This window comes from Enterococcus sp. AZ015 (assembly GCF_050499225.1).
GTDB lineage: Bacteria > Bacillota > Bacilli > Lactobacillales > Enterococcaceae > Enterococcus_D > Enterococcus_D entomosocium.
Map to the genome: position 1 here is coordinate 1,642,681 of NZ_JBMHEX010000001.1, position 18,381 is coordinate 1,661,061.

General features: G+C 42.5%; 20 protein-coding genes. 18 read left to right on the plus strand and 2 right to left on the minus strand.

Annotated features, from left to right (window positions below):
• Positions 1-74 precede the first annotated feature (74 nt).
• The 7 genes from obgE (at position 75) to IGK85_RS07690 (ending at position 7,367) form a co-directional block, all read left to right on the plus strand.
• Positions 75-1,388, plus strand: a complete 1,314-nt coding sequence (gene obgE / locus IGK85_RS07660; protein WP_008381892.1) for a GTPase ObgE — start codon at positions 75-77, stop codon at positions 1,386-1,388.
• A gap of 180 nt (positions 1,389-1,568) precedes the next feature.
• Entirely contained in the window at positions 1,569-2,144 is a 576-nt protein-coding gene (locus IGK85_RS07665; RefSeq protein ID WP_005236092.1) for a DUF456 domain-containing protein, read from the plus strand.
• 72 nt (positions 2,145-2,216) lie between these two features.
• The gene (rnz, locus tag IGK85_RS07670) at positions 2,217-3,173 is read left to right on the plus strand and encodes a ribonuclease Z (RefSeq protein WP_008381890.1); all 957 of its coding nucleotides are present in this window, start codon (positions 2,217-2,219) and stop codon (positions 3,171-3,173) included.
• Positions 3,157-3,945: an SDR family NAD(P)-dependent oxidoreductase gene (locus IGK85_RS07675; RefSeq protein WP_008381888.1), complete on the plus strand. Its 789-nt coding sequence runs from the start codon at positions 3,157-3,159 to the stop codon at positions 3,943-3,945. Before rnz ends, IGK85_RS07675 begins: the two co-directional genes overlap by 17 nt.
• A 12-nt stretch (positions 3,946-3,957) precedes the next feature.
• Positions 3,958-4,395: a lipopolysaccharide assembly protein LapA domain-containing protein gene (locus IGK85_RS07680; protein WP_008381886.1), complete on the plus strand. Its 438-nt coding sequence runs from the start codon at positions 3,958-3,960 to the stop codon at positions 4,393-4,395.
• Between the two features lie 147 nt (positions 4,396-4,542).
• Positions 4,543-6,843, plus strand: coding sequence for a single-stranded-DNA-specific exonuclease RecJ (gene recJ, locus IGK85_RS07685; protein ID WP_008381884.1), 2,301 nt, complete (start codon positions 4,543-4,545; stop codon positions 6,841-6,843).
• A gap of 11 nt (positions 6,844-6,854) precedes the next feature.
• Entirely contained in the window at positions 6,855-7,367 is a 513-nt protein-coding gene (locus IGK85_RS07690) for an adenine phosphoribosyltransferase (RefSeq protein ID WP_005226167.1), read from the plus strand.
• Positions 7,368-7,442: 75 nt separating this feature from the next.
• Here the strand turns inward: IGK85_RS07690 and IGK85_RS07695 are convergent, their stop codons facing one another.
• Positions 7,443-7,655 carry a hypothetical protein gene (locus IGK85_RS07695; RefSeq protein ID WP_005236082.1) on the minus strand — a complete coding sequence of 71 codons (213 nt, stop codon included), beginning with the start codon at positions 7,653-7,655 and terminating at the stop codon, positions 7,443-7,445.
• Between the two features lie 129 nt (positions 7,656-7,784).
• Positions 7,785-8,405: a transcriptional repressor LexA gene (gene lexA, locus IGK85_RS07700; protein ID WP_008381880.1), complete on the minus strand. Its 621-nt coding sequence runs from the start codon at positions 8,403-8,405 to the stop codon at positions 7,785-7,787.
• 136 nt (positions 8,406-8,541) lie between these two features.
• On the opposite strand from lexA, the gene IGK85_RS07705 reads away from it, so the two are divergent.
• The 11 genes from IGK85_RS07705 to IGK85_RS07755 all read left to right on the plus strand — a co-directional run bounded on the left by IGK85_RS07705 (position 8,542) and on the right by IGK85_RS07755 (position 18,378).
• Complete coding sequence (locus IGK85_RS07705) at positions 8,542-8,781, plus strand: DUF896 family protein (RefSeq protein WP_005236078.1); 240 nt, start codon at positions 8,542-8,544, stop codon at positions 8,779-8,781.
• Positions 8,782-8,881: 100 nt separating this feature from the next.
• Positions 8,882-10,879, plus strand: coding sequence for a transketolase (tkt, locus tag IGK85_RS07710; protein WP_429961873.1), 1,998 nt, complete (start codon positions 8,882-8,884; stop codon positions 10,877-10,879).
• A gap of 372 nt (positions 10,880-11,251) precedes the next feature.
• Positions 11,252-12,121: a glucosaminidase domain-containing protein gene (locus tag IGK85_RS07715; RefSeq protein WP_008379808.1), complete on the plus strand. Its 870-nt coding sequence runs from the start codon at positions 11,252-11,254 to the stop codon at positions 12,119-12,121.
• Positions 12,122-12,321: 200 nt separating this feature from the next.
• Positions 12,322-13,251 carry a cysteine synthase A gene (cysK, locus tag IGK85_RS07720; RefSeq protein WP_005236064.1) on the plus strand — a complete coding sequence of 310 codons (930 nt, stop codon included), beginning with the start codon at positions 12,322-12,324 and terminating at the stop codon, positions 13,249-13,251.
• Between the two features lie 167 nt (positions 13,252-13,418).
• Positions 13,419-13,859, plus strand: a complete 441-nt coding sequence (locus IGK85_RS07725) for a Fur family transcriptional regulator (RefSeq protein WP_005226158.1) — start codon at positions 13,419-13,421, stop codon at positions 13,857-13,859.
• Complete coding sequence (locus IGK85_RS07730; protein WP_005236057.1) at positions 13,856-14,242, plus strand: RidA family protein; 387 nt, start codon at positions 13,856-13,858, stop codon at positions 14,240-14,242. The genes IGK85_RS07725 and IGK85_RS07730 overlap by 4 nt, the downstream gene beginning before the upstream one ends.
• Positions 14,243-14,353: 111 nt before the next feature.
• Positions 14,354-15,055, plus strand: coding sequence for a DnaD domain protein (locus tag IGK85_RS07735; RefSeq protein WP_005236055.1), 702 nt, complete (start codon positions 14,354-14,356; stop codon positions 15,053-15,055).
• A 24-nt stretch (positions 15,056-15,079) separates the two neighbouring features.
• Positions 15,080-15,736, plus strand: coding sequence for an endonuclease III (gene nth / locus IGK85_RS07740; RefSeq protein WP_005236053.1), 657 nt, complete (start codon positions 15,080-15,082; stop codon positions 15,734-15,736).
• Between the two features lie 594 nt (positions 15,737-16,330).
• Positions 16,331-16,705 carry an LPXTG cell wall anchor domain-containing protein gene (locus IGK85_RS07745; protein ID WP_005236050.1) on the plus strand — a complete coding sequence of 125 codons (375 nt, stop codon included), beginning with the start codon at positions 16,331-16,333 and terminating at the stop codon, positions 16,703-16,705.
• 14 nt (positions 16,706-16,719) lie between these two features.
• On the plus strand, positions 16,720-17,523 hold the full coding sequence (locus tag IGK85_RS07750) for a WxL domain-containing protein (RefSeq protein ID WP_008379814.1): 804 nt from the start codon (positions 16,720-16,722) through the stop codon (positions 17,521-17,523).
• Between the two features lie 42 nt (positions 17,524-17,565).
• The gene (locus tag IGK85_RS07755) at positions 17,566-18,378 is read left to right on the plus strand and encodes a WxL domain-containing protein (RefSeq protein ID WP_008379817.1); all 813 of its coding nucleotides are present in this window, start codon (positions 17,566-17,568) and stop codon (positions 18,376-18,378) included.
• Positions 18,379-18,381 lie beyond the last annotated feature (3 nt).

Consider the following 18,381-nt stretch of genomic DNA (forward strand, 5'->3'; position numbering starts at 1 on the left):
AGTAACCACTTAAAGTGAGATAACTGATAATCAAAAAGTATAGAAGGTAGTAAAAAAAGAATGGAGGACAAATAATGTCCATGTTTTTAGATCAAGTGACAATCGATGTCAAAGCAGGAAAAGGCGGCGACGGAATGGTTGCTTTTCGCCGAGAGAAATATGTCCCAGACGGCGGACCCGCAGGTGGGGACGGGGGACGTGGCGGTGATGTCATTTTAGTCGTAGACGAAGGTTTGCGTACATTAATGGATTTCCGCTTTAATCGTCATTTTAAAGCGCAACCCGGGGAAAATGGCATGAGTAAAGGAATGCACGGCCGTGGCTCAGATGATACTTACATCAAAGTACCCCAAGGCACCACCGTTCGTGATGCTGAAACAGGTACCTTATTAGGTGATTTGATTGAGCAAGGTCAAACATTAGTAATCGCAAAAGGCGGGCGGGGCGGCCGTGGGAACATTCGGTTTGCTTCTCCAAAAAATCCAGCCCCAGAATTAGCAGAGAACGGAGAACCCGGTCAAGAAAGAAAGATCGAGCTCGAACTAAAAGTCTTAGCAGATGTTGGTTTAGTTGGTTTCCCTTCAGTTGGGAAGTCAACATTACTCTCTGTGATTTCGTCTGCTCGTCCAAAAATCGGCGCGTATCATTTTACAACACTGGTGCCAAATTTAGGCATGGTAACGACCACTGATGGTCGTAGTTTTGCTGTAGCCGATCTGCCTGGCTTGATCGAAGGTGCTTCGCAAGGTGTTGGTTTAGGGACTCAGTTTTTACGTCATATCGAACGGACGCGGGTCATTTTACATGTGATCGATATGAGCGGCATGGAAGGGCGCGATCCATATGAAGACTATTTATCCATCAACAATGAATTGTCGACCCATAACTTGCGCTTACTAGAGCGCCCACAGATCATCGTTGCCAATAAGATGGATATGCCGGATGCTGAAGAAAACCTAGCCCTTTTCAAAGAGCAGCTGGCAAAAGAAAAAACGGATGAGTTCGCGGATGAACCAATGATTTTCCCAATCTCTGGTGTCACTCGTAAGGGAATCGATGCCTTGCTGAATGCGACAGCGGATCTATTGGAAGTCACTCCTGAGTTCCTCTTGTACGATGAAGAAATCGAAGAAGATGTGGTTCATTACGGCTTCCAATCGGATGAACCGGAGTTTGCAATCGATCGCGATCCTGATGCAACTTGGATCTTGAGCGGTGAGAAAATCGAAAAACTATTCCAAATGACGAACTTTGATCACGATGAGACTGTGATGCGTTTTGCTCGTCAATTACGTGGATTGGGTGTCGATGAAGCATTGCGTGCGAGAGGTGCCAAAGACGGTGATATTGTGCGTATCGGTAATTTTGAATTTGAGTTTGTCGAATAAGCGTTTAAAAGAACATCATTTTTTTAAAAAAATCCTTCATAGTTGAATTGGTTTTGACTGCCGATCATTGATTTTCTCTAAGAAATCAATGATCAGCAGTCTTTTTGGTTTCTTTTTTCATTTAAATGATTTACTGTTAAAATAAAGAAAAGAACAAATAAACCAAAGGGAGCGATTTTTATGTCAAAACGAGTCATTGTAATGAACTTTGATGCTAGTGCCAAAGCGTATCAAGCCTTTTCTGAAGTGAAACGGATGCATATGGAACGAAAGATCAAAGGAGAGCAAATGGCGGTTCTTACCCACACCAATGAAGGCGTGCATCAATTTAAAGTCGAGGATTTTCTTGATTTTACTGGAAACAATAAGACATCAACTGGTGGTTTGATTGGGATGCTCGTTGGTGTGTTAGGTGGGCCTTTGGGAATCATGCTGGGCTGGTTTGGCGGTAGTATGATCGGTGCTACTCGTGACGCAAAAGAGATCCAAAATGCGCAAATGCTCTTCGAACACGTCGGAAACCAAATTGGTGTAGGCGATACGGGGTTATTATTGATTGCCGATGAAGAGGACAATCGTCCTTTGAACCAACTGATCATGAATGAATTAGGCGGTGACATCACTCGTTTTGACTACGATGATGTCGAGGCAGAGATCGAGACGGCCAAAAAAGTCGAAGAATCCACCAAGGCACGTGTTCAAGAGGATTGGAAAAATTCCCATAACGATGAATCCGATAGCCAATCCGAGAAATAAAAACCGCAAGCTTCAATTGCAACTTGATTTCTTTTCCGCTAAAATTGGAAAGAGATGAAAGGAAAGAAGCTTATGGAATTAGAATTTTTAGGAACAGGTGCTGGAGTGCCTGCGAAACATCGAAACGTGACCAGCACTGCGTTACGATTATTAGATGAACGCAATGCTGTTTGGCTTTTTGATTGTGGCGAAGGGACACAAATGCAGATCTTGCATTCTACGATTAGACCGAGAAAGATTGAAAAAATCTTTATTACCCATCTTCATGGTGATCATATTTATGGATTGCCAGGATTGATCAGCAGCCGCTCCTTTCAAGGCGGAGACACACCTCTAGAGATTTATGGACCCAAGGGGATCAAAGCATACATTCAAACCGTTTTGCGGATTTCTCAGACGAAAGTCAGCTATCCATTGCATTTTTTTGAGATTGAAGAAGAAGGGATTCTTTTTAAAGATCAGCAATTTGAAGTATCTTGTCTGCGCCTTGACCACGGGATTGATAGTTTTGGCTATCGTATTGTCGAAGCAAGCCATCAAGGGGAGTTGCAAGTGCAAGCATTGCTTGAACTTGGGCTGAAACCTGGTCCTGTCTTCGGACGTTTGAAAAAAGGTGAAGTAGTTACCCTCGATGATGGTCGTCAAATCAATGGGGCTGATTTTTTAGGTCAAGCCAAAAAAGGACGGATCGTGACAATATTAGGTGACACCCGTAAATGTCAAAACGCCGTGCTTTTAGCGAAAGATGCGGATGTTTTGGTACATGAAAGTACCTTCAACAAAGAAGAAGCCAAGTTGGCTCGCGCTTATTTTCATTCGACGACGCGACAAGCTGCTGAAGTTGCCCAAGAAGCTCACGCCAAGCGTTTGCTATTGACCCATATCAGCGCGCGCTATGTTGGCAAAGATATTACAAATTTAGTAAATGAAGCAAAAGAAGTATTTCCGAATACGTTGATCGTCAAAGATTTTGATGTTGTCGAGATCCCTTTTGCCGGAGAGGAAGAATCAGATGAACTTGGAGAATAAAGTTGTCGTTGTAACAGGAGGTTCTGCCGGACTTGGAGAACAAATCTGTTATGAAGCCGCAAAACGTGGTGCGATCGTCGTGACTTGTGCCCGGAGGACGAATTTGATCGGAAAAGTCAAAGAACAATGTATGGAATTAAGCGGCAAAGAAGCGTATGCGTTTCAATTGGACGTAGCAAATCCTGAAAGCGTGGAGCGCTTATTAGAAAAAATCAGTGAGAAAGTCGGAAAGATCGATGTCTTTGTCAATAATGCTGGCTACGGGATCTTTCAAGAGTTTACAGAGATGGATCCTGCGATCATCCGTAATATGTTTGAAGTCAATGTACTTGGGATGATGGTTTTGACTCAGCAAGTTGCGATTCAAATGGCTGAACAAAAGCATGGTCATATCATAAACGTTGCTTCAATTGCGGGTAAGATCGCTACGCCGAAGACCGCAGTTTACTCTGCAACGAAATTTGCTGTACTTGGTTTTTCTAACGCCTTACGTTTAGAACTAAAACCACTGGGGATCAACGTAACAACGGTCAACCCAGGGCCGATCGAAACGGCATTCTTTGACCAAGCAGATCCTAGCGGTAGTTACTTATCATCGGTGGGCAGCCTTGTCCTTGAACCAAACAAATTGGCACAAACGATCGTCAAAGCCATGATTCATCCAAAACGAGAAATCAATCGCCCACATATTTTAGGGGCGGCAGCAAAACTGTATACACTGTTTCCTGCAATCGGGGATTATATGGCAGGAACGATGTTCAACAAAAAATAGGAGTTGAAACCCATGAAAAATCAATGGCGTGTTATCGTTGGTATTTTACTGATTTTAGTGATCGTTTTATTTGCGGTTGCAAACAATATGACTGTTCCGATCAATTTTGGCTTCACAACGATTCAATCGCCACTGATCTTAGTCATTATTGGTTCTGCTTTGTTAGGCGCATTGATTTTGTTGCTGGTTTCCACAAGTGCAATGTTCCGTCAAAAAAAAGAACTAAAACAATTGAGAAAAGAGCTCTCGGATTATCGCACGAATAACGAGAAAGTTCTGCAAGATGAACGAGAAGTATTGGAACGAGAATATACCAACAAGCAGGCGGAGTTAGCAGCTAGGCAGCAACAACTCGACGATCAAGAAGCGCAACTTTCGTCACGTGCTGCAGGCGCCTCAACGCCGCCAACGATTGATGAAGAAATGAAGTCTTTTGAATCGCAAGCCTAGTTTACATGAGAGCAATTAAGAAAAGAGTTTGCCGGCGCATCGTTCGCTGCAAGCTCTTTTTTGTGATATGAAAAAATAAATTGTTTCTTTCGTTGTTTTTCCTTTTTACATAAACTTTGCTATAATAACCTAGTTAGGAGTGATTTGGTGAAACGTGCAAATTTTCATTGGGTGCGACCGCAAGATAGCGAAGCTACCCCTGTATTTAAAGAATTGATCCAAGCAAGAAAGATTCCTGAGCGCATCGGCGCGTTGCTATGGCAAAGAAATATTCGAACAGCAGAAGCGCTAGACGCTTTTTTATCAACGGATCTGCAATACCTTCATGATCCGTTTCTCTTTCATGATATGGATAAGGCCGTGGAACGGATCCATGAAGCCATTTTAAATGGTGAGCGGATCTTGATTTATGGCGACTATGACGCAGATGGGATTACGAGCACCACCGTATTAAAAGAAACACTGGAGTTGCTAGGGGCTGAAGCTGAATATTATCTGCCCAATCGCTTTTCAGATGGGTATGGTCCCAACATAACTGTCTATCAAGATAAAATTGCGGCAGGGACGCAATTGATCATCACCGTTGATAATGGGGTATCTGGACATGAGGCAATTGCTTATGCTCAAGGGCAAGGGGTCGATGTGATCGTGACGGATCACCATGAACTTCCTGCAGAACTCCCAGAAGCCTTTGCCATCGTTCATCCCCGTCACCCTGAAGGAAACTATCCGTTTGGTGATTTAGCGGGAGTCGGTGTCGCATTTAAAGTGGCTTGTGCCCTATTAGAAGAAGTGCCCGTCGAACTGCTGGACCTTGTTGCAATTGGGACGATTGCTGATATGGTTTCTTTGACAGATGAGAATCGACTACTAGTCAGCAATGGCCTGAAAATGATCCAACAAACTGATCGGCTTGGTTTGAATGAGTTGTTGACGGTCAGTGGGTTGAAAAAACGAACAGTCAACGAAACCGATATTGGTTTTGCTGTTGGCCCCCGCCTCAATGCAATTGGTCGGTTGGAAGATCCTAATCCTGCTGTTCGTTTGTTAACCACATTTGATGAAGAAGAAGCAGTAACCTTAGCCAAGACATTAGATACGATCAATCAGCAGCGAAAAACTTTCGTTGAAGAAATCATGAAAGAAGCGCAAGAAAAAATCGACCCTGCCAATCATGTTCATCTGGTCGTAGGTGATAACTGGCACGAAGGGGTTTTAGGAATCGTAGCTGGACGTATCATGCAAAGTACCGGACAGCCCGTGATCGTTTTGACCAAAAAAGAAAATGGGTTAGCAAAAGGGTCAGGTAGAAGTGTCGCTGCGTTGAATCTATTTGAAATGTTGGCTACGATGAAAGACATGTTTACCAGTTTTGGTGGTCATCATGCGGCGGTCGGCTTAAGTATCCCGATTGATCATTTGGACATGCTACAAGCTCAGATGAATCGCTATGTGGAAGAAAATGGAATTGATCTTAGTCAGGGAATCCCCTTAGCGATCGATGAGGAACTGCCATTGGCGGAAGTATCGATCAACTTTATTGAGTCTTTAAACGTTTTAGCGCCTTTCGGAACGGACAATCCGTTACCGAAATTTCTGTTTTCCAATTTATCGACTCAAAATGCCCGCCAGATTGGTACCGAAAACCAGCACTTGAAGTTAGTGATGACAGATGAGTCCAATCTACAGCTAGATGTGATTGGCTTTGGTTTTGGAAAAGACTCAGTAGAGTTTGAAAATGATCGACTATCGATCGTCGGTCAGCTTTCAATCAATGAATGGAATGGCAACAAAAAACCGCAGCTGATGTTGGATGACTTTGCAGTGGAAGGGCTGCAGTTGTTTGATTATCGTTCGAAAAGGAGTCGGCAAAGTGTCTCTCTGGGAAATGAAACATTAGGGGTCGTTTTCAATAAGAAACTGCCTCGAGAGCTGCAAGGATTTTGTGGACAAACGATCTTATTCGACTCGGTGGCTGCTGTGAAAGATACATTTTGTGCTGGTCCGTTCCAAGAGATCGCGTTTTTAGATTGTCCTGCTGATATTGCTGTGATCAAAGAGGTCGTTCAAGCGCTTCATGCTTCAAGAATTGCGTTTGTGTTTTACTCGACGGAAGATGCCTATTTAGACGGGGTAGGAACCAGAGAGCAATATGGTCGGCTTTTTCAATTGATCAAGCAGCAGCCTCGTTTGGATATTCGCTACAAATTAAAGATGGTGGCTAACTATCTAAAAATTCCAGAAAAATTACTTATTTTTATGATTCAGGTGTTTTCTGAGCTGGAATTTGTTACAATACAAGATGGTGTTTTGAATAAAAGGGCTGATCCTGTTTCTCGTCCGCTGACAGAGAGTCATTTGTATCAGCAACGACAAAAAATGATCAAAACAGAAGAATTTTTATTAATGAGTGATTTATCAACCCTACGTCAGTGGTTGACAGTCTAGGAGGAAAAAAAATGGATTTAAAAGAGTATATTGCTAGTATTCCGGATTATCCCCAAGAGGGAATTATTTTTCGGGACATCTCGCCGCTAATGGCTGATGGAGAAGCGTATCGTTATGCGACACAGCAGATCGTTGAGTATGCACAAGAAAAAGGCATCGATATGGTGGTAGGACCAGAAGCCCGCGGATTTATCGTTGGTTGCCCAGTTGCGTACCAGTTAGGTGTCGGCTTTGCCCCAGTACGTAAAAAAGGCAAATTGCCACGGGAAACCATTGAAGCAGAGTATGAAAAAGAGTATGGCGTGGATGTTTTGACGTTGCATGCCGATGCTATCAAACCAGGACAACGTGTCTTGATTTGTGACGATCTACTAGCAACTGGCGGAACGATCAAAGCAACGATTGAACTCGTAGAAAAACTAGGCGGTATCGTTGTGGGCTGTGCCTTTTTGATCGAACTAATGGATTTACATGGAAGAGATAAAATCCAAGGTGTTGAAATCAAGACGTTAATGGAATACTAAAAAAGAAGAAACAAAAAAGGACTCGCAGGAGTCCTTTTTTGTTTCTTCTGCCTTATGGCGTATGTAGGGGAAGGATCATGGTTCGTAACGATAAAAATCATGATCGTGATAATAATGGCGGTTACGTTTGCGCTCTGCTTGGCGGAATTTCTTTTCATCCCATAGCATGAACCAAAGCATCATTAGAGGACAAAAAATCAGAACAGCACTTAGAACGCCAAAATAGCCAATAACAATACCCATCAATAAAACCCATAACATAAAACCAAATCGACGAACTGCTTTCATCTCATTCACTCCTTAAATAATACGAACTTATGTTTGTATACTTATTATACGAATGTTTGTTCGGTTTGTAAAGAGGAAAGAAAAAAAATCTTCGTAAAAACGAAGATTTCCTAGTCAGCTCGTTGAGCATTAAAGCAGATGTCGATACAACCCAACAACCAATCCTAAAATCGTTACGTCAGGCAAAATGATTGGTTCTAAGTAATCATTTTCCGGTTGTAAACGAATGTAATTCTTTTCTTTATAGAATCGTTTGCAAGTAGCTTCATCTTCATCTGTCATAGCGATCACAATATCACCATTTTGCGCACTTTGTTGTTTGCGAACGATCACTTGATCGCCGTCAAGGATGCCAGCATTGATCATACTTTCTCCTCGGATCGTCAACATAAACAAACTACCGGTACTATTTGCTAAATCTGGCGGAATCGGAAAGAAATCGGATGCATCTTCCACTGCTAAAATCGGTTCTCCCGCAGTTACGACACCAAGCATCGGAATGGATGCTGGCTGAACATCGATTTTTTCAAGACCGGAAGAAGTTAATTCAATGGCTCTGGGTTTTGTAGGATCTCGCAAGATCAACCCCTTTTTTTCAAGTCGGGACAAATGGCCATGAACAGTTGAGGTAGAAGATAACTGAACGGCTTCGCCAATTTCGCGAACAGTCGGCGGATAGCCTTTTTCAGTGACACGGGTATGAATGAACTTAAGAATTTCGATTTGTCGATTTTCTGTTCGTTTTGCCAAAACTGACACCTTCTTTCATTTGATAACATTAGTGTACCATAGGTATATCGAATATTCAAACAAATGTTCGCTTTTTACACTATTGTTTTTATTCGCTAGTTTGTAGTAAAATCAAGAGGGAAAAGGAGGAACGAATATGCTATCTCAAGAAAAATTAGCTCGAATCAATGAACTTGCCAACAAGAAAAAAACAGAGGGTTTGACTGAGGCAGAAACGAACGAACAAAAAGTTCTACGTGACGAGTATTTAACCGCCTTTCGTGGAGGAATGCGTCACCATATCGAAGGAATGAAGATCGTTGATCCTGAAGGTGCTGATGTGACACCAGAGAAATTAAAAGAGATTCAAAAGAAAAAAGGTCTCCACGGCAGATAATTGTGAATTCCTTTTCATTGCTATTGAAATAAGCATCTGAATCACGTATAATAAAAGATGTAATAAAGGTAAAAAAAACCTAAATTAGGAGGAACTACCATTGTTTGATAAAATCGATCAATTAGGAGTGAACACCCTTCGTACATTAAGTATCGAAGCCGTACAAAAAGCCAATTCAGGACATCCAGGATTACCGATGGGGGCAGCACCCATGGCCTATGCCTTGTGGACCAAACACTTGAAAGTCAATCCAACGACTTCTCGCAAGTGGGTGGATCGTGACCGTTTTGTTTTGTCTGCTGGACACGGTTCGGCGTTATTGTACAGCTTGTTGCATGTGTCTGGTTACGATGTGACCATTGAGGATCTAAAAAACTTCCGTCAATGGGATAGCCGCACGCCAGGACATCCAGAAGTCGATCACACAGACGGCGTGGAAGCAACCACTGGACCTTTAGGACAAGGGATCGCCATGGCAGTCGGTATGGCAATGGCCGAAGCCCACTTGGCTGCAACCTACAATCGCGACAAGTATCAAGTCATCGATCACTATACCTATGCCTTATGTGGCGATGGGGATTTGATGGAAGGTGTTTCGCAAGAAGCTGCATCCATGGCGGGTCACATGAAATTAGATAAACTGATCGTCTTGTACGATTCAAATGACATTTCCCTAGATGGTCCGACTTCAAAAGCCTTTACAGAAAATGTCGGTGCGCGTTTTGAAGCGTATGGCTGGCAACACATTCTCGTTGAAGACGGCAATGATTTAGAAGCAATCTCAAAAGCGATCGACGAAGCAAAAGCTGAAAGCGACAAACCAACCTTGATCGAAATCAAGACTGTGATCGGATACGGTGCGCCAAATCAAGGCACCTCTGCCGTTCATGGTGCGCCGATCGGTGCCGAAGGCATTTCTGCAGCTAAAGCGATTTATGGTTGGGAATACCCAGAATTTACCGTACCTGAAGAAGTTGCCGCGCGCTTCAAAGAAACCATGATCGATGAAGGGCAAAAAGCTGAAGCCGCTTGGAACGAAACCTTCCGTGCCTATGAAGCAGCCTACCCAGAACTTGCGGCGCAATTCAAACAAGCCTTTGCGGGTGAATTGCCAGCAGATTGGGATGCAACATTACCAAGCTACGAAGTTGGCAGCTCACAAGCTAGTCGGGTTTCTAGCAAAGAGATGATCCAAGCCTTATCCAAAGCCGTCCCTAGTCTCTGGGGTGGATCGGCTGACCTTTCTGGCTCCAACAACACGATGGTGGCAGCAGAAAAAGACTTTGAACCTGGCCAATACGAAGGCCGCAACATTTGGTTTGGTGTCCGAGAATTTGCGATGGCGGCAGCCATGAACGGCATCCAATTGCATGGCGGTACCCGAATCTATGGCGGGACCTTCTTCGTCTTCGTTGATTACTTGCGTCCAGCGGTGCGCTTGTCTGCGATCCAGCATGCACCTGTGATCTATGTCTTGACACATGACTCCGTGGCGGTTGGGGAAGATGGACCGACCCACGAGCCAATCGAGCAATTAGCTAGCGTCCGTTGCATGCCAAATGTCCAAGTGATTCGTCCAGCAGACGGCAACGAAACCCGTGCTGCTTGGAAACTGGCTATGACAACAACGGATAAACCAACGGTCTTAGTCTTAAGCCGACAAAACCTACCAGTGATCGAAGGCACGCAAACCGGTGCGGATGAAAATGTCGCAAAAGGTGGTTACGTGATTTCAAAACAAGCTGGTGAAACACCAGCGGGTATTTTGATCGCCACAGGTTCTGAAGTGAATCTTGCGGTCCAAGCACAAGCTAAATTGGCAGAAGAAGGCATCGATGTATCGGTGGTCTCCTTACCAAGCTTTGATTTGTTTGAAGCACAAAGCTCAGAATACAAAGAAAGCGTCTTGCCAAAAGCAGTGAAGAAACGGGTAGCGATTGAAGCGGCTTCCCCATTTGGTTGGGAACGTTACACCGGTTGCCATGGAAAAGTGATCGCGATCGATCACTTCGGTGCATCAGCACCTGGCGACAAAGTATTAGCAGAATTCGGCTTTAGTGTTGAAAATGTTGTGAATACTTTTAAATCAATCGATTAATTGATCGACAATCAATCAAAGCTAGCACGTTCGAGAATCTTTTCGATTTTCGAGCGTGTTTTTTTCGAGTACTGCTCACTCTGAAAGTGCCAGAGTGACTTATTTAAGGTAGTAGTGGCTAAGGTTTCTGAAAAATGGTTTCACCACAAGATATAGACTCTTTTAAATAGTAAGAGAGAAGCAATATAACCCCATTCTAATAGTTTTTTTAAAAACTTCTCAGTAATTAACAAACTGAGAGGGATGTCCGGGAAGTTTTTTAAAAGTCTTTTGTCGGGTCGGAAGTGAACATTGTTTGCACTGCTAGGCATTTTTCCGTATAATAGCTGTATTGATTTATTTGAAAAAACGTACAGTTACTGGAGGAAAAAGATGGGAAGTTATCAAACAAGAAGTGAAAGACATCATCAACCAAAGAAGACGATGAAAAGACCTAGTAAAAAGGCGGTGGTCTCTTTGATGGGTGCAGGAATGATGTTAGCGCCAATGACGGTCACTTTCGTTCCTCAACAGGTACAAGCTGCTGAGAATCAATATGCGACGCAGGACATCTCAGGGTTCATCGAACAAATTGGCTGGTCAGCACAAGATGTTGCTGTCAACAATGATCTATATGCTTCTGTGATGATCGCTCAAGCGATTTTGGAAAGCGGCTATGGTTCTTCCGCATTATCCAATGCCCCCTATTACAATTTATTTGGGGTCAAAGGCAGTTACAACGGACAAAGTGTGTATATGCCTACCCAAGAGTATTTGAATGGTCAGTGGGTAGAGATGAATGAACCGTTTCGTCAATATAACTCTTATTGGGAATCGTTTCAGGATCATGCGAACGTCTTGCGAAGTACAAGTTTCGCGACAGGGACTGCTCATTACAGTGGTGTCTGGAAAAGCCAAACAACCTCATTTTATGATGCAACGAATTACTTGACGGGACGTTATGCTACCGATCCAGGTTACGCACAAAAACTGAACTGGTTGATCGAAACCTATCAGCTTACACGGTTCGATACAGGAACGACACAAAATACAGCCTGGACAAACACAACTAGCACAACGACCAGCGAAACAACGACGACCACGTATTCAGGTAGTACATCTTCAGCACAGAGCTATCAAGTTGCTTCTGGGGATACGCTTTGGGATATCGCCAACCGATTTGGCACAACCGTTGATGCGTTGATGGCATCGAATGGATTATCCAGTGAGATCATCGTTATCGGACAAGAGTTGATCGTATAAGTAAGTTAAAAACCTTAAGATGGATTGCTACAATTGCAGCCAATCTTAAGGTTTTTTTGACGTGGCAATCAAACTCTGGTCAGTGGAAATAGAACAAAGTATAAAACTATATGAAAAAAAATTTGAAATTGCTTACTTTTTATTCGCAACTCCGAGGTATTTTAGGTAGAATGGAAGAATAAGAACGGGAGGGATTTTCAATGACAAAAATCTATCAATCGGTCAATGAATTAGTTGGTCATACGCCAATCGTCAAATTAAATCATATCGTAGAAGAAGGTTCTGCTGATGTGTATGTGAAATTAGAGTTTTTCAATCCTGGGGGTAGCGTAAAGGACAGAATTGCTTTAGCCATGATTGAAAAAGCCGAAAAAAGCGGCTTATTGAAAGCCGGCGATACGATTATCGAGCCAACCTCAGGAAATACGGGGATCGGTTTAGCCATGATCGGTACGGCAAAAGGCTATCGGGTTGTGTTGGTTATGCCAGAAACGATGAGTATCGAAAGACGGAAAATCGTACAAGCTTATGGTGCAGAGTTGATTTTGACGCCTGGGTCTGAAGGGATCACAGGATCCATTAACAAAGCAAAAGAATTAGCGGAGCAAGACGGCTACTATATGCCATTACAATTTGAAAATCCAGCTAACCCAGAAATTCATGAAAAAACGACAGGAAAAGAAATTGAGGATGCATTTGAATCAAAAGGTTTAGATGCTTTTGTCGCTGGAATCGGCACTGGTGGAACGATCACTGGAGCGGGCAAAGAACTGAAGCGCGTCTATCCTAATTTGAAAATAGTTGGTGTTGAGCCTGCTGAATCTGCGATTTTAGAAGGTGGTAAGCCAGGACCGCATAAGATTCAAGGGATCGGTACTGGATTTGTCCCTAAAGTATTAGATACCGAAATTTATGATCAAGTCATTGCAATTGCCAGTGACGATGCGATGAAAACTGCACGGCAAGTTGGGATGAAAGAAGGGATTTTAGTTGGAATCTCTTCAGGGGCTGCGATCCAAGCTGCTTTACAGGTAGCAAAAGAACTAGGCAAAGGCAAAAAAGTTTTAGCAATCGTGCCTGACAATGGCGAACGTTATTTGTCCACAGCACTGTATCAGTTTGAAGACTAACAATCGAGAGAAAGCAGGCATTGAAATGTCTGCTTTTCTTTCTCGAAAAAAGGGGACGGAAGCGGGCTGAAAAAAGCGTTTTGCCTTTGAAAAAATAAGGAAAGCTGTTTGAATTTTTAGGTTTTACATAGTATGATAGGTGAGATAAGAGAAATGGAGGAACTCCTGTGAGTACGATCTACGATGAAGCGATCAAACGATTAAAACATGAAAATATTCGTATTACACCGCAGCGAGTAGCGATATTAGAGTTTTTAGCCAGTCACGATGCCCATCCGACCGCTGAAGAGATTTATCGAGCGATTGAAGTTCATTTTCCTGGTATTAGTGTCGCAACGGTATACAATAACTTACGTTTGTTCACAGAAATTGGCTTTGTAAAAGAAATGAATTATGGAGATGCCTCCAGTCGTTTTGATTTTACAACGGAGCCTCATTATCATGCTATCTGCCAAAAGTGTGGAAAGATCGCTGATTTTTACTATCCAGGATTGGAAGATGTCGAAATGGCGGCTTCGAAATTAACTGGGTATCAAATAAATAACCATCGACTAGAAGTTTATGGTCTATGTCCCGAATGCCAAGTGAAAGAGGAGGAAACAAAATGAAGATAATTTCTACAGATCAAGCACCACAAGCAATCGGTCCTTATGTTCAAGCAAAAATCGCAAACGGCTTTTTGTTTGCTTCTGGTCAAGTGCCATTAGATCCTGTTTCGGGGGAAGTTGTCGGTACGACGATTGAAGTACAGACTCAGCAAGTATTGAAAAATATCAACGCGATTCTTGAAGCGGCGGAACTTACGCCAGATGACATCGTTAAGACGACATGTTTTTTAAAAAATATGAATGATTTCGTTCCTTTCAATAATACCTATAGCACATTGTTCAATGAAGAGTTACCTGCACGTTCTGCTGTAGAAGTTGCCCGCTTGCCAAAAGATGTTTTGGTTGAAGTTGAGATCATCGCAGCAGTCAAAGAAAAAGCGTAACCAAGAATGAATCGTGGGACGTCCGCCTTTGCGTCGTCCCCTTTTTATTGGATTGATCTTGGACCAAAGGATCATAGAGTTTCAGGTGAATCAAGGAGAAGAGGATACAGTATGGTTTCGTTAAAGGACTATTTAGCAAAAGGGCAAACAACGATATCAAATTTGCTTTTAGAAAATTACCATCATCTTGGATTGACAAATGACGAATTTTTGTTATGGCTGCAGTTGTATCGCAGTCATGAGCAAGGAAATGATTTCCCCGATTTACGTGAGATTGCCTCTGTGATGGGGAGTGATCAAAAAGAAATTTATCATTGGTTAAATCAATTACTTAAAAAAGATGTACTGCGAATGGAATCAAAAAAAGATGCTGCCGGAAAAATGGTTGATTATTATGATTTCACAGGAATCTATGACCGTTTAGAATTTCTCTTGACACAGCAATCGAAAAATGAGGCAGTAGAATCAAATGAAGAAAAAATCCGTGGGTTATATCGCTTGTTTGAAGGCGAGTTTGGTCGGCCATTGTCAGCAATCGAATACCAGCGGATCGGGCAGTGGTTGGATGAGGACCATTACGATCCGGAACTGATTCAGTTTGCTTTGCGAGAAGCGGTTTTGAATCAGGCTTATAGCTTAAATTACATCGATCGTATCTTACTTTCTTGGGAACGTAAGAATATCACGTCGAAAGCGCAAGTTGAGGAAGAACAAAAAAGAAGAAAAAAACAATTTCTTCAAAATGAGAATATTTCACAGGAAGAAGGGCCAATGCCCAAAATCCCTATGCATAATTGGTTAGAAGGAGAGTAACAGACAAGGAGTTCAAATAGTCCTATGATCAGCAAAGAAAAAACAATGATCGCCATCGAAACAATGTACGAGATGTTTCCCGAAGCGCATGGTGAATTGGTATCCAAAAATGCGTTTGAATTATTGATCGCAGTCATTTTAAGTGCGCAAGCAACAGATGTCTCGGTAAATAAAGTCACCCCGGCACTTTTTGAGGCTTATCCTACACCGCAAGCTTTGAGCGAAGCACCTTTAGAAGATGTGATTGCAAAAATCAAGTCGATCGGTCTGTATCGAAACAAGGCAAAAAATATCAAAGCTTGTGCTTCGGAACTATTGCTACGTTTTGGTGGTGAAGTGCCGAAAACAAGAGAAGATTTGGTTTCTTTGCCAGGTGTCGGTAGAAAAACTGCGAATGTGGTACTTGGTGATGCCTATGGGATACCGGCAATCGCTGTCGATACCCACGTCGAACGGGTGTCAAAAAGATTGCGCATTTGTAAATTAGATGCCAATGTACTAGAAGTTGAACAAACGTTGATGAAAAAGATTCCCGAACCATTATGGGTCAAAACCCACCATACGATGATTTTCTTTGGCCGTTATCATTGTACCGCGAGGGCGCCAAAGTGTGAGATTTGCCCGTTGTTGGCGATGTGCCAAGAAGGAAAGCTTCGCATGAAGGGGAAGAAAACCATTTAATGGTGAACATAGACCAAAAGTATCTAGGATCAAGACGCTAAGCGAAATCGCTTAGCGTTTTTTTTTGCACAATTTGATAAAAAAACAGGTAATTAACGTAATACCCTTTATTAAAGCCCTTTCAAGTAACTGGAAAAACACAAGCTTACTGAATTTTTTTGATTACACCACTCAAAATCAGGTGTTTTTCACAAATAGATCGTGTGAGGGGTGATGCTCGATGCGAAATGAACCTTCCAATACGCCTTTTTTTTGAAACTATTTGTAAGCTTAGTATGATGGGCTTCTTTCGCAAAATTTTTACCCTTTCTTTTTATAAAAATGCTTATTTTTGGTCAATAAAAAGGAATATTAATAAGAAAATTCACCCATTGGTGAAAAATAATATTTCAAATCTGTGAAAATCATCAGTATAGTGAACTTTGTCAAAAGTTATAAGTCTTTCTCTGCTATTTTACGAATGACAGAAAAAGCGTTGCACATCTCAAATGATTCTGAAACGATCTCAAAATCATTTTTGTTAACGGGTCTTAGGCAAACGCTGTTTTGAAAAGATCACTTATAAGACGTGGCAAGTATAGAGGAGGAGGGAGAATGAAAGGAGAAAAGGTATGGAAATTAGTTCGTATGGTTCTGTTTTGCACTCTTTTTTATGGGATAACTATTTCTACGGCAGCGGTGAATGCTCAGGAAGTGCAGTCGGTTGAAACAGAAAGCTCTGTGCTCTTTACCGGTGTTTATGAGCCTATTGGGCAACCCGAACCAGCACCGCCAGCAGGCCCTACAGAGAATATATCGCCACCAAACAAGGTAGCAAAACCAGGTGGTATTTTACCAAAGACCAACGAGACAAGAACTTACGGCGTAATCTTTCTTGGATTACTGCTTGTACTGGTTGTATTGTATGTGCAATATACCAAACATCGATCAAAATTTGTGATGGTTAAAAAGAAAAGACAAATAATTTGAAAGCAGGGATGAATTTGAAATTCGTACGATTTGCATCGGCAGCTGTTTTAGCTGCAACTTTATTTACTATTAGCGCGGAAGCCTTCGCTACTGAGAGTGTAACAAACCATGATACAGAAGGGAAAGTTCTCTTTGTACCAAACGATAGCGAAGCGACAGTAGTTCAACCACCAAATCCTGGTCCTAATGGTCCAGATGTAGAGATCAATCCAGTCGGCCCGGAAGGACAAACGGGACCATTGACCATTGCTTACGCACCTACGCTTAATTTCGGTGAGCAAGTGATTTCTAATACCGATCAAGAATATAAGCTAGTGGCTGAATTACACAAGCTAAAAGACGCGGAAGATAGTGAAGAAAGAGTTCCTTATGTTTCATTTGCCCAAGTCCAAGATACGCGTGGGACAAATGCTGGTTGGGATTTAAAAGTTTCCTTAAGTGCTTTTGAATCAGGAACACAGAATAATGAACTGACTGGAGCAAGAATTCGTTTTAATTCGCCAAAATTGGAATATAACGGAAGCAACCAAGAAAATGAGCCACAAATTCATGCGGATGGATTGATTTTAGATGCTACAAATAGTGAACGTTCGGTTCTGACCGCTGCTCAAACAAAAGGTGCTGGCGTATCGTCAGTCGTTTGGGGCGATCAGGAAGAAATCAATCGACAAGTAGAAGCAGGTGCAGAGGTTGTTGAAAATGCTGGAATTGAGTTACTTGTTCCTGGATCAACAGCAAAAGACGCTGCTCTTTATGAAGCAACTCTTACTTGGACTTTGGCTGCAACAGCTGGACCGGACGGAGAAACGGTTCAGTAACTTGGTTTTGTACTGAATAAAAAAAGAAAGAAGGAACTAGAAATGAAAAAGATTCGTTTAGCTACGGTCGCTGTATTATCCACCACTTTACTAGCAGGAGGCGTTCAAGCCTTTGCCCAATCTTCATTAGAAACGACTACCGATAACGTTGTAGGGTTTACCTCAGACGGAAGCGATCTAACAGTGGTACAACCGCCAGTCGTGCACCCAGAAGTAGAAACAATCGAACCAACACCGCCAGGACAAACGGGCCCATTTACCATTGCTTATGCACCACAAACATTCGATTTTGGTCAGAATGCTATTTCTACCAGTGATCGTTGGTATTCAATCGTTGCTGACGAGCGTAATTTGGCTGATCAATCAGGGACGACACCGTACGTATCGTTTGCCCAAGTGCAAGATACCCGAGGAACGCATGCTGGTTGGACATTAAATGTTAGTCTAACTGATTTTACTTCTGAATCAGGAGATGTCTTGACTGGGGCAAAAATCAAGTTGGCAAACCCTGAAATCGTGTTCAACAAAGGCGAGGGTGATCGAGACTTACAGCCAAGTGCCGTTATCAATAATGAAGAACAAAATGCGTTGATCCTAGATGTCAACGATCAAGACATTCCTGTCATGCGTGCTTCGGTCGGTCAAGGCGCGGGCGCTTCATCGATTTACTGGGGAGATCAGGAAAAATTGACGGAACAAAATCTTAATAAACAAGAAGGCGAAATGATCAGAAATGATGATATTCAACTATTTGTACCAGGCTCTACCACGCAGCTAGCAACTAACTATACTGCTGAAATGACATGGACGCTAACTGCTTCTGTTGATAGTGGCGGCGAAACAGTAAATCCGTAAGAA

Excerpts from the sequence above, each read along its gene's own strand:
- obgE (WP_008381892.1), top strand. The coding sequence starts at position 75 with ATGTCCATGTTTTTAGATCAAGTGACAATCGATGTCAAAGCAGGAAAA.
- IGK85_RS07665 (WP_005236092.1), top strand. The coding sequence starts at position 1,569 with ATGTCAAAACGAGTCATTGTAATGAACTTTGATGCTAGTGCCAAAGCG.
- rnz (WP_008381890.1), top strand. The coding sequence starts at position 2,217 with ATGGAATTAGAATTTTTAGGAACAGGTGCTGGAGTGCCTGCGAAACAT.
- IGK85_RS07675 (WP_008381888.1), top strand. The coding sequence starts at position 3,157 with ATGAACTTGGAGAATAAAGTTGTCGTTGTAACAGGAGGTTCTGCCGGA.
- IGK85_RS07680 (WP_008381886.1), top strand. The coding sequence starts at position 3,958 with ATGAAAAATCAATGGCGTGTTATCGTTGGTATTTTACTGATTTTAGTG.
- IGK85_RS07690 (WP_005226167.1), top strand. The coding sequence starts at position 6,855 with ATGGATTTAAAAGAGTATATTGCTAGTATTCCGGATTATCCCCAAGAG.
- IGK85_RS07695 (WP_005236082.1), bottom strand. The coding sequence starts at position 7,655 with ATGAAAGCAGTTCGTCGATTTGGTTTTATGTTATGGGTTTTATTGATG.
- IGK85_RS07705 (WP_005236078.1), top strand. The coding sequence starts at position 8,542 with ATGCTATCTCAAGAAAAATTAGCTCGAATCAATGAACTTGCCAACAAG.
- IGK85_RS07715 (WP_008379808.1), top strand. The coding sequence starts at position 11,252 with ATGGGAAGTTATCAAACAAGAAGTGAAAGACATCATCAACCAAAGAAG.
- cysK (WP_005236064.1), top strand. The coding sequence starts at position 12,322 with ATGACAAAAATCTATCAATCGGTCAATGAATTAGTTGGTCATACGCCA.
- IGK85_RS07730 (WP_005236057.1), top strand. The coding sequence starts at position 13,856 with ATGAAGATAATTTCTACAGATCAAGCACCACAAGCAATCGGTCCTTAT.
- IGK85_RS07735 (WP_005236055.1), top strand. The coding sequence starts at position 14,354 with ATGGTTTCGTTAAAGGACTATTTAGCAAAAGGGCAAACAACGATATCA.
- nth (WP_005236053.1), top strand. The coding sequence starts at position 15,080 with ATGATCAGCAAAGAAAAAACAATGATCGCCATCGAAACAATGTACGAG.
- IGK85_RS07745 (WP_005236050.1), top strand. The coding sequence starts at position 16,331 with ATGAAAGGAGAAAAGGTATGGAAATTAGTTCGTATGGTTCTGTTTTGC.
- IGK85_RS07755 (WP_008379817.1), top strand. The coding sequence starts at position 17,566 with ATGAAAAAGATTCGTTTAGCTACGGTCGCTGTATTATCCACCACTTTA.